We start from the raw sequence: 8,925 nt of genomic DNA on the forward strand, positions 1-8,925 counted from the left end.
TGTTCGCGGCGTTGCATGGCGCCAGCTCCACGACATTTGGCGAGCCGGGAGTGCTGGTCGGACTCGGCCCACTGGGCTTGAGCTATATCCTGCGCGCCGGCGGGAGAGGCTATTTCCGCAGGGGCGCAGCCGCTCCCCATATCGAGGCGGGAGAACTGGAGGTCGTGGAGGGCGCGCCGGAATTCACCTATCCGGCTTATGCGGTCTACCCCGAGGCGGGCGAGGCGAGGGCCGATATCCAGGAGGCGCTTCGCGGCCTGAAGGAGGTTGTGAAATGATCGTTCCCGCCAGCCGTGAAAATACCTGACCGGAAGGATGGATCGCCACGGAATGACTGAACATGCCTTATCCATTTTACACCATCGGTCACTCGAACAGATCGATCGCCGAGTTCGTCGCCCTGCTGCGAGTTGGAGAAGTCGCCCTGGTGGTCGACATAAGGACCGTCAGACGGTCGCGGGCGAACCCGCAATTCAACAGCGAGGTGCTTCCCGAAAGCCTGGCGGCGTTTGGCATCGGCTATGAGTACATTGCCGAGCTCGGCGGCCTGCGCGGCAAGGCACACGACGTTCCACCGACGCTCAACGCATTCTGGATCAACCAGAGTTTTCACAACTACGCCGACTACGCGCTGTCGACGGAGTTCCATGAGGGCGTGAGGCGGCTTATGTCCCTCGGCAGGCAGCGGCGGTGTGCCATCATGTGCTCGGAAACGCTGTGGTGGCGCTGCCACAGGAGAATCGTGGCTGACTATCTGATCAGCCACGGCGAAACCGTTTTCCACCTGATGGGCCATGACAAGGTCGAGACGGCGAAACTCACCGACGGCGTGCGGGCGAGGGCCGACGGAACGCTTGTCTACCCGCCTTCACCGCCACCGGGATAGCCGAATTCTCAAGCGGCCGACGGACCCGGGTCGTCGAACCCGGTGTCCAATGCCGCCCCAACCGTGTTCGGGGCTTCATCGCGCGGTTCATCGGAACGATGGACGACACGCAGGCCCGGTCCGCTCGGGCGATACGGGTCAGGCGCGGCTACTCCGGCCAGTTTCAGCCTCTCGCGCCTTGCGGCTTCTGGTTGATAAACCACTTCATGCACGGTCAGCGTTTCAAGGCTGCCGTCCGCTGTCGGGATGGACATGGACTGACCCTCGGCCAGGCCGAGCAGCGCCAGGCCGCGCGCATTGGTAATAGGCAAAAGCATGCCAACCAGACCGCGCATGTGGTCGTGTGCGACGATGCGGGTTTCGGCAGGACCGTCGTTCAACCGATAAGCCACGCGGCTGCTGAGCGTCACGACGTTTGCCGGGATGTCTTCCCGAAACATTACAACTGCGCTCGAAATCTTCCGTTGAAGAATAGCCGAGAAGGGCTCGTCGCGCATCGGATGGCGCTCCCGTATGACCTCAAGGATCGTGTAGTCCTTGGTGGTCAGTAGGCAACTATCGGTACTAGGCATGACACGTCTCCAGCCGGGCCTGTGAAAGGGGATCCGGCAACAAGCAATTGATCGGGTGGTGGAAGCTACCCCTGCGCCTGACCAAGATAGGCCGGCCCAGGGGTCAGACTCCCGCGATCAGACTGCCTGCATGATTGAGGAGACGGACGGAGACACCCATGTCTAGGGGCCCGCCGCGATCGCCGGAGACGCTAGTGCGAGACGCTCGGCACCATCGCCTTCGGAGGCGGGGTGACTGACACCAAGCACCAGCAGTTCGTGCCGGCGCCCGTCTCGGGCCGTCCACATGATCGACTGTCCAGCAGAGAGACCGATCAAGGCCGTGCCGATCGGCGTCAGGACTGAAACCTTGCCTTCAGAGATGTCCGCGTCGCCCGGATAAACCAGCGTCACCGTTTTCCGATCGCCGGTGTCGGGCTTGAACGTCACAGCCGAGCCCATCCGGACAGTGCCGGCGGAAACCCAGCCGTCGGCAACGACACGCGCGCGCTCGAGTTCGGCAAGCAGTTCATCGGAAGCTTCAGGATTTCTTGCGGCAACGGTGCTCGCGAGCGCCGATAAGCGCTCATGATCCGCCTGCGAGATGCGGATATTCGGCTTACGCCGGATCTTTGTGTTGTTCAGCATTTGAATTCTCATAATTTTTGATGAGCCAGCCACCTCAAGATGGCGGCAACGGGCCAATTCGGAGAGTTTTTTGCTCGAAGCGACGATGCCCGGGCAGGTGCAGCCCTGCGGATCATCCCATGTCGATGGAAGTTATGCCCCTCGGCTCGGGGCACATGGCCGGTGAGCCGGGGGTTAATATCCCGCGATGGGGCAGGCCCGGAAAAGAAAATCGCAAAGAATTTCGGTGGCATTCATAAGGCTATAGTTGGGGAGACAATTGCGGAAGTCAAGGTAAGCTGTTCAGCCGTGACAGCCTTGAGCTATTCCGAGCGAACGCCGTGCAACACGCTTATCACCATTTCCCTTCCAGTCCTGTTTATGTCGGTTCCCCTCGATCGCTCTTCCGCCAGCCCGAGGAAGACGAGGCGTAGGGTCATGTCGCGAGCTATCTCGTTGTGCCGTTCACATCTGGGGCTCGTAGCGGAAATAACCGGAATTCCGGTTAGGCTTTCGACATGATTTGCCGTGACAGGCTGGGTGGTTGGTCCACGTCGTGGATCACGCTCGACATCGCAGGACAGAAAGAAGCCGCTGCCATCTTTGATCGCGAGCGCTTTACTCGTCGTCTGCCGCATCGGCGCGGCATCGTGCCTGGATTGTCATCCGATTTAACATGAATTATGAATGCATGTTTTGTGCAGTGGCACGGCTCCTCCATCGCCGATGGAGGAGCCGCGCGATCATATGTCGGAGGATGCGATGGAGTTTCCCGGCTTCTTTTCTGAAGCGCCCACGATCACGCTGCGCGATCCTTTGGCTGCATTCCTCGGCCTCTCGAAAAGCGGAGTGATGTCCTATGCCTACGCAGATGCCGTGAAGCTCGCTGGCCATTCCTGTCCCATCGTCGCCGGCGCTTATCTGATGGTACGACGCGGGCTCAGCCAACTCTACGGCGGCGAGTTGCCCGAGCGAGGCAATGTGAAAGTCTACCTGCGTGCCCCGCGCGACGAGGGTACGACGGGCGTGATCGCGGCAGTGGCAACGCTGCTCACGGGGGCTGCGCCCGAGACCGGCTTTGATGGCATCGGCACGCGCCGCCGGTTCACGCGCCGCGATCTCCTGCGTTTCGACGCAACGTTCGACGGCATCATGGCGCTCCGGCGGAACGACAATGGGCAGGGTGTGATCCTTGACCTTGATATGACCGTCGTCCCGTTCGCGCGCGAGATGCAGGTATTGCTTCCCCGGGTCATGACAGAACAGGCCGATGAGGACGAGCAGGAACGTTTTGCGACGCTCTGGCAGGCCCGTGTCGAGCAAATGCTGGTCCGGCACGCAGATGATCCTGCACTCATCCGAGTTTGCGAATGGAAGGCCGCAGCCTGAACAGCCATCCGGCGGCCCCTTACGGTACGACCGCCGCAGTCAGGAAGGGACAGAAACGATGCTGTCGAGGCTTGAATATTTTGCCAAGGCGCCGGAACTCATGAGGGCGGTTCCGGATCGCAATGAGGCGATCGAGGGAAGCGGGCTGGAGTTGATGCAATCCGGTGCTTGCGTCCAAGGGTCTGGGCTGAGGATGAGGCTTCCGCAATTGTCAGGGGATGAGGATGCCAGCGTGTTGAAGGATCGGTTGCGCCAGATCTTGATCGAACTGGCGCAAGCCGAGACCCTTGTAACCTACAAGGACCTCGCCGAGCGGCTCGGCCTCGTGCCGCCGCAGACTATCCATAGAGTCGCCGGCTTACTGGAAAAGCTGATGGCGGAAGATGCCGAAGCAGGCCGGCCGCTTTTGGCGTCGCTTTGCGTTGGCCGCCTGCGCCACGACTTGCCCGCACCCGGTTTCTTCATGACCGCTGAGGCGCTGGGGCTTTTTGCGGGCGCTCCCGAAGGTCCCCTGGCGCAGGATTTCCATGTACGCGAGTTGGCTCGGGTCTTCGATCTTTATCGTCAGGTCCGTAGTGGCTGATATTTATTCGCTGACGGCATCATACGGTCAGACAGGTGTGCCGTTAGATTCCCCTGAATGGCAACACCGATGGGGAGAAGTTCGATGAATGACGACGCTATTTAGCCAGGTCAGATTCGACGTCTCGCGGAAGGTTTTGAAGGATGCCTCAAGCGCTGGATGGGACACAAACAGGATACGGTCTGGCGTATGTTGACCGAGCCACCACAATTCGTGCGGTGGCTTGCTCCAGGTTCAATCGAGTTGCGTAAAGGCGGTCGAGTTCACATCGATTTCGGCGACAGCGGAGTGGTGATCGACAGCACCGTGCTTGCGTTAATCCGCCGCGACTGCTCGCCTATTCATGGAGCAGCGGAGATGGAGCGAGTCGGCCGTTGCGTTGGGAACTGGATGCCGTAGACAGGGGCACCGCGCTGACACTAACTGTGCAAGTGTCGGCAGGGGAAGACATTGCCAAGGCATGTGCGGGATTCGAGGCGCATCTCGATATGCTCGCCGCGGCGCTAGAAGGGGTTCCGATCCGATTTCCGTTTGATCGCTACCTCGCGGCGCGGCGCGCCTATCAGGAACTTCTGCCGGAATAGCAGTGACCTACACCGGCGACATTATCCAAGAGTAGCAGTCCTGGCTGGTTCGGAGTCCGTCCTGCGAATGCAATCGCTTTCCTTCTGCGCTTTGTCCGTAAAAGACTCAAAGTCTGCGAATTAGAATGCTTCCAACCCATCGGTCGGCGCGCTGAAACGGATCCTTGACGGCATTCCCATCGGTCTGGCCGAGGTCGCGCACTTCCCAGCGCGCTCGATAACAATATCCAAACTCCGTTTACAATGTATAACATTTGACGTTTAAAGTGCGCAATCGCAACAGTTTGTGCGCATTGTCGCGTTGCAGTAACGAAAGACTCCTGGCACGATACTGGCAGAAATCAAAGTGATTCAGGCGGCTGGAAGGCCGTTGTCGATAGATGAGAAGTGTAAACAAGCAACGTAGCAGCGCATCTATGCCAGAACCGTTCCAGACTATGAGAATATCTTTGCAGGTTAACGGTCAGGCGGTCGAGGCAGAGGTTTCGGCCGTTTCGCGGCTAAGCGGGTTTCTTCGCGAAGTCCTTGGCCTGACAGGTGTCAAGGAAGGCTGTTGCGAAGGAGAGTGCGGAGCCTGCACCGTGTTGCTGGATGGCCAGCCGGTCAACTCTTGCCTGATGCTGACGTTCCAGGCCGCGGAGCGCGAAGTTACCACCATCGAGGGACTCGGCGAGGGCAATGGTCTGCAAGATGCTTTCTTGCAGCTAGGCGCAGTGCAATGCGGTTACTGCACCCCAGGGACGCTGGCGGCCGCCGAGGGGCTCTTGCGTGCCAGTCCCAATCCAGTCGAAGCCGAAATCCGCCACGCGTTGGCCGGCAATATCTGCCGCTGCACAGGTTTCGAGACCATCGTCCAGGCCATCGCCGCCCACGCCGCCGCTCGCCAGGAGACTTATTGATGGAAGGGCTCTCGGTCGCCGCGCCGGCCGACATGTCGCAGCTGCGGGCGTTGTTCGCCGCGACGGAGGGTCCGATGACCTTCATCGCCGGCGGGACGGACATGCTGATCGCACGCCGCCCACCGCCTGCGGGTGGATTGCTGATCGATCTCTCTCGCATAGCGGGCATGGCCTTCATCTCCACCGATAGCGGCGATATCCGCATTGGCGGCGCCACCACTGTCGCTGCGATAGCTGCCGATCACGGGCTCCGAGCGCGGCTGCCCGCCCTAGCCGAGGCCGCCGCGCAATGCGGATCCGTTCAAATCCGCAACCGGGCCACCATCGGCGGCAATATCGCAAATGCAGCCCCGGCCGCCGACCTTCTGCCCGTACTGGTCGCAGCAGGAGCTCGGCTGGAGTGCATCGGACGTGACGGCGCATCGTGCGAGCTCGCAATTTGCGGCTACGCGCCTGACCGGGGACACTTGATCGCGGAAGTGATCCTGCCAAGGAGCGGCCTCCTTCCGCGCAGCGCTTTCGTCAAGCTCGGGCCAAGGCAGGACCTGAGCATCTCGCGCCTCAATATCGCGCTGCTGGCCGAGTTCCGGGACGATCACTTTGGCAATGTGCGGATCGCCGCCGGAGCACTGGGACCTCGTCCGTTGCGTCTGCCTCTCGCAGAGGCAGCCCTGGTGGGCAAGGAACTGGCTCCCGCCACGCTGCGCGATTTTCTTTCGGCCCTGACCGCCGAGGTCGATGCGGCGATCCCGGGCCGGGGCTCGCAAGCTTACAAGCGCCGCGCGATCGCCGGGCTAGGGCTCAACCTGGTTGCGCAAGCGCTTGGGCTGAGCCCGCGCGAGCATCTGTTCGAGGACGCAGCGCGATGAACCAGTTGTCCCGTCGCGTGCCGCTTGTCGACGGCGTCGCGAAACTGACCGGCGCCTTGCGCTTCACTGCCGACCTGCATATCGATGGCCTGCTGCATGGCGCGCTCGTGCTGAGCACCCGTCCCCACGCTCAAGTCGTCGGTGTCGATACGGCGGCCGCGTTGGCGGTCGAGGGGGTGCGCGACGTGTTCTGGCACGGCAATACGCCCTCCCACCTCTACAACAGCTCGATATGGTTTTCAGGGCAGAAGGCGCTGGCGGACGAGCAGATGTTTCCACAGATCGTGCGCCACGTGGGCGATCGAGTGGCGGCGGCGGTTGCCGACACGGAAGAGATCGCACGCCGTGCGGCGGGGCTGATCGAGGTCGACTATTCGGATCTTCCCGCCATCTTCGATCCTGAGGTCGCGCTCGCTCATGCGGGGCTGCCGCTGCGGGAAGACGATACCCCGACATTCCTGAACCCCGTTGCCGGCGAGACCTTCGTCCATGGCGACCCGGACGCCGGCTTCGCCGCCGCCGATCTGATCGTCGAGACCCGCGTCACCACCCCGCGCAGCCATCATTGTGCCGTGGAGACCCATGCCTGTATCGCCAGGCCCGAGCCCGACGGCCGCATCCTGATCCTGTCTCCGTGCCAGAGCGTCTTTGCCGTCCAGGCGGTCGTCGGTCAGGCGCTCGGCCTGCCGCCCGAGAAGATAAGGGTGCAAAAAACCCCTATAGGCGGCTCGTTCGGAGGAAAGGCGGAGCCGATCCTCGACCCTCTGTGCGCCTTCTTCGCCCTGAAGCTCGGCCGTCCGGTCATTATTCGCTACGACCGGCGTGAGACATTCACTGCTACCCGCACGCGCTCCAGCGTCACGGGGCGGATGCGTATCGGGCTTAGCTCCGACGGCCGAATCCTCGCACGCGAGACCGAGACGCTCGTCGACATCGGCGCCTACTGCACCGGCGGCAACTACCTGCCCGGTTCGATGCTTCAGCGGCTGGTGCGGCTCTATGACGTTCCGGCGGAGCGCTATCGCGGCCGCGCCGTCTATACGAACACCGTGTCGGCAGGCGCATTCCGCGGCTATGGCTCGCCGCAAATTCACACCATAGCGGAGATTTCGCTGGATATAGCCGCCCGCCGAATGGGCATGGATCCGGTGGCCTTGCGCCAGAGAAACCTCGTCGGTCCCGGCGCGATTGAGCCTTGGCAGGGGCTCGATGTTGGCAATGCCCGCGGTCGCGAGTGCCTGGCGCGCGGGGCCGAAGCCTTCGGCTGGGTTGGACGCCGCCAGAAGGGTGTTGGGCAGGGGCGATGGCGCCGAGGGGTAGGAGTAGCCTCGGCTACCCACATCAATGGCTGTTATCCCGGGTTCCATGAGGAAACCACGGCATCGTTACGGCTGTTGCCGGACGGGCGGGCCGAACTCGTCTGCGCGCTCCACGATCTTGGCTGTGGGGCTGACACAACGCTGGCGCAGATCGCGGCCGAGACGCTGGGGTTAAGGGCATCCGACATCGTCGTCGTTCCCGCCGATACCGATACCTGTCCCTACGATCTCGGCACGCGAGCCAGCCGCATGACCTATATTTGCGGGGAAGCCATCCGTCGCGCCGGCGTTGCCCTTGCAGCGTCGATCCGCGCAGCCGGCGGTCTGGAGCTGAACAGGCCGGCCGATGATCTTCATCTGGAAGCCGGCACTGTGCGTCGCCGGGATGATGCCGGCATCGCGCTTAAGGACCTCGCTGCCCGCTTGGTCAGCCGCGGGATCGAACTGCCGGCGGCGACCGAAACCTATCGCGCCCAGGCCAATCCAGGCTCCTATGCGGCGCATTTCGCGGAGGTCGAGGTCGATAGGCTCACCGGTCGCGTGAAGGTGACCGACTATCTCGCCGTTCATGACATCGGCCGGGCGATCAACCCGATGCTGGTGGAGGGTCAGATCCACGGGGGGATCCAGATCGGCATCGGCTATGCGCTCTATGAGGATGTAGCAATCGATCGCGCCACGGGCCGGATGCGCGGTGACAGTTTCAGCCGCTACACGCTGGCCAATGCGCCCGAGATGCCGCCGATACGCGTGCTGCTCGTCGAAGAGGGTGAGCCCACCGGCCCCTTCGGCGCCAAGGCCGTTGGGGAGATTGCGACGATCCCGGTGGCGGCGGCGGTGGTCAACGCCGTGAACGACGCTTTGGGTGCCGAGCTCACGCAACTGCCGCTTTCGCCCGAGCGCGTCCTTGCGGCGATAGACTGAGGAAGCAAGCGACTGTGTCGGCTTGCTCGGCGGATCGTAGCGGGGTCCCTGCCGGACAGACAAGTTCCATGCGTGTCGTCATGTCTTAGGTGCCTCGCTGGGGTTGTTGTCGGCCAACCTCCACGCGATGCCCAAGGCGCCGAGGACAGGCATCGCATCTCTTGCTGAGCAGTTTCGAAAAATTATCTCTGTTGGGACAGAAAGCGAGGATAACTCCAACTCACGCTACGCTTCAGAAAGCGCCTGATCTTTGCGCTAGATCAAAGCTATGGGCGGCGATGGTGAGACAATGAT

At 62.0% G+C, this 8,925-nt stretch carries 10 protein-coding genes and 2 pseudogenes; 10 read left to right on the forward strand and 2 right to left on the reverse strand.

Features of this window, described 5'->3' with window-relative positions; all coding sequences use genetic code 11:
- Together EOD07_RS12580 and EOD07_RS12585 are read left to right on the forward strand one after the other, a co-directional pair.
- Positions 1-278 (forward strand): annotated as a pseudogene (locus EOD07_RS12580) (LysR family transcriptional regulator); the annotation flags it as partial.
- A 62-nt stretch (positions 279-340) separates the two neighbouring features.
- Complete coding sequence (locus EOD07_RS12585; RefSeq protein WP_127235677.1) at positions 341-886, forward strand: DUF488 domain-containing protein; 546 nt, start codon at positions 341-343, stop codon at positions 884-886.
- 8 nt (positions 887-894) lie between these two features.
- Here the strand turns inward: EOD07_RS12585 and EOD07_RS12590 are convergent, their stop codons facing one another.
- On the reverse strand, positions 895-1,458 hold the full coding sequence (locus EOD07_RS12590) for a nucleoside-diphosphate kinase (protein WP_127235678.1): 564 nt from the start codon (positions 1,456-1,458) through the stop codon (positions 895-897).
- Positions 1,459-1,620: 162 nt separating this feature from the next.
- The gene (rnk, locus tag EOD07_RS12595; RefSeq protein ID WP_127235679.1) at positions 1,621-2,085 is read right to left on the reverse strand and encodes a nucleoside diphosphate kinase regulator; all 465 of its coding nucleotides are present in this window, start codon (positions 2,083-2,085) and stop codon (positions 1,621-1,623) included.
- 741 nt (positions 2,086-2,826) lie between these two features.
- On the opposite strand from rnk, the gene EOD07_RS12600 reads away from it, so the two are divergent.
- The 8 genes and pseudogenes from EOD07_RS12600 (at position 2,827) to EOD07_RS12625 (ending at position 8,631) form a co-directional block, all read left to right on the forward strand.
- Positions 2,827-3,453: a hypothetical protein gene (locus tag EOD07_RS12600; RefSeq protein ID WP_127235682.1), complete on the forward strand. Its 627-nt coding sequence runs from the start codon at positions 2,827-2,829 to the stop codon at positions 3,451-3,453.
- Between the two features lie 58 nt (positions 3,454-3,511).
- Positions 3,512-4,036: a hypothetical protein gene (locus EOD07_RS12605; protein ID WP_206519463.1), complete on the forward strand. Its 525-nt coding sequence runs from the start codon at positions 3,512-3,514 to the stop codon at positions 4,034-4,036.
- 189 nt (positions 4,037-4,225) lie between these two features.
- Positions 4,226-4,435, forward strand: a complete 210-nt coding sequence (locus EOD07_RS39055; RefSeq protein WP_281059049.1) for a hypothetical protein — start codon at positions 4,226-4,228, stop codon at positions 4,433-4,435.
- Positions 4,411-4,620, forward strand: coding sequence for a hypothetical protein (locus EOD07_RS39060; protein WP_281059048.1), 210 nt, complete (start codon positions 4,411-4,413; stop codon positions 4,618-4,620). The genes EOD07_RS39055 and EOD07_RS39060 overlap by 25 nt, the downstream gene beginning before the upstream one ends.
- A 124-nt stretch (positions 4,621-4,744) precedes the next feature.
- Positions 4,745-4,813, forward strand: a pseudogene (locus EOD07_RS37635) (XRE family transcriptional regulator); the annotation flags it as partial.
- A 223-nt stretch (positions 4,814-5,036) separates the two neighbouring features.
- Positions 5,037-5,519, forward strand: coding sequence for a (2Fe-2S)-binding protein (locus EOD07_RS12615; protein ID WP_245470090.1), 483 nt, complete (start codon positions 5,037-5,039; stop codon positions 5,517-5,519).
- Positions 5,519-6,388, forward strand: coding sequence for an FAD binding domain-containing protein (locus tag EOD07_RS12620; protein WP_127235680.1), 870 nt, complete (start codon positions 5,519-5,521; stop codon positions 6,386-6,388). Before EOD07_RS12615 ends, EOD07_RS12620 begins: the two co-directional genes overlap by 1 nt.
- On the forward strand, positions 6,385-8,631 hold the full coding sequence (locus EOD07_RS12625; protein ID WP_127235681.1) for a molybdopterin cofactor-binding domain-containing protein: 2,247 nt from the start codon (positions 6,385-6,387) through the stop codon (positions 8,629-8,631). The genes EOD07_RS12620 and EOD07_RS12625 overlap by 4 nt, the downstream gene beginning before the upstream one ends.
- The last annotated feature ends 294 nt before the right edge of the window (positions 8,632-8,925 follow it).

It is taken from the genome of Mesorhizobium sp. M2C.T.Ca.TU.002.02.1.1, assembly GCF_003997225.1.

Excerpts from the sequence above, each read along its gene's own strand:
- EOD07_RS12585 (WP_127235677.1), top strand. The coding sequence starts at position 341 with ATGCCTTATCCATTTTACACCATCGGTCACTCGAACAGATCGATCGCC.
- EOD07_RS12590 (WP_127235678.1), bottom strand. The coding sequence starts at position 1,458 with ATGCCTAGTACCGATAGTTGCCTACTGACCACCAAGGACTACACGATC.
- rnk (WP_127235679.1), bottom strand. The coding sequence starts at position 2,085 with ATGCTGAACAACACAAAGATCCGGCGTAAGCCGAATATCCGCATCTCG.
- EOD07_RS12600 (WP_127235682.1), top strand. The coding sequence starts at position 2,827 with ATGGAGTTTCCCGGCTTCTTTTCTGAAGCGCCCACGATCACGCTGCGC.
- EOD07_RS12605 (WP_206519463.1), top strand. The coding sequence starts at position 3,512 with ATGCTGTCGAGGCTTGAATATTTTGCCAAGGCGCCGGAACTCATGAGG.
- EOD07_RS39055 (WP_281059049.1), top strand. The coding sequence starts at position 4,226 with ATGTTGACCGAGCCACCACAATTCGTGCGGTGGCTTGCTCCAGGTTCA.
- EOD07_RS12615 (WP_245470090.1), top strand. The coding sequence starts at position 5,037 with ATGCCAGAACCGTTCCAGACTATGAGAATATCTTTGCAGGTTAACGGT.
- EOD07_RS12620 (WP_127235680.1), top strand. The coding sequence starts at position 5,519 with ATGGAAGGGCTCTCGGTCGCCGCGCCGGCCGACATGTCGCAGCTGCGG.
- EOD07_RS12625 (WP_127235681.1), top strand. The coding sequence starts at position 6,385 with ATGAACCAGTTGTCCCGTCGCGTGCCGCTTGTCGACGGCGTCGCGAAA.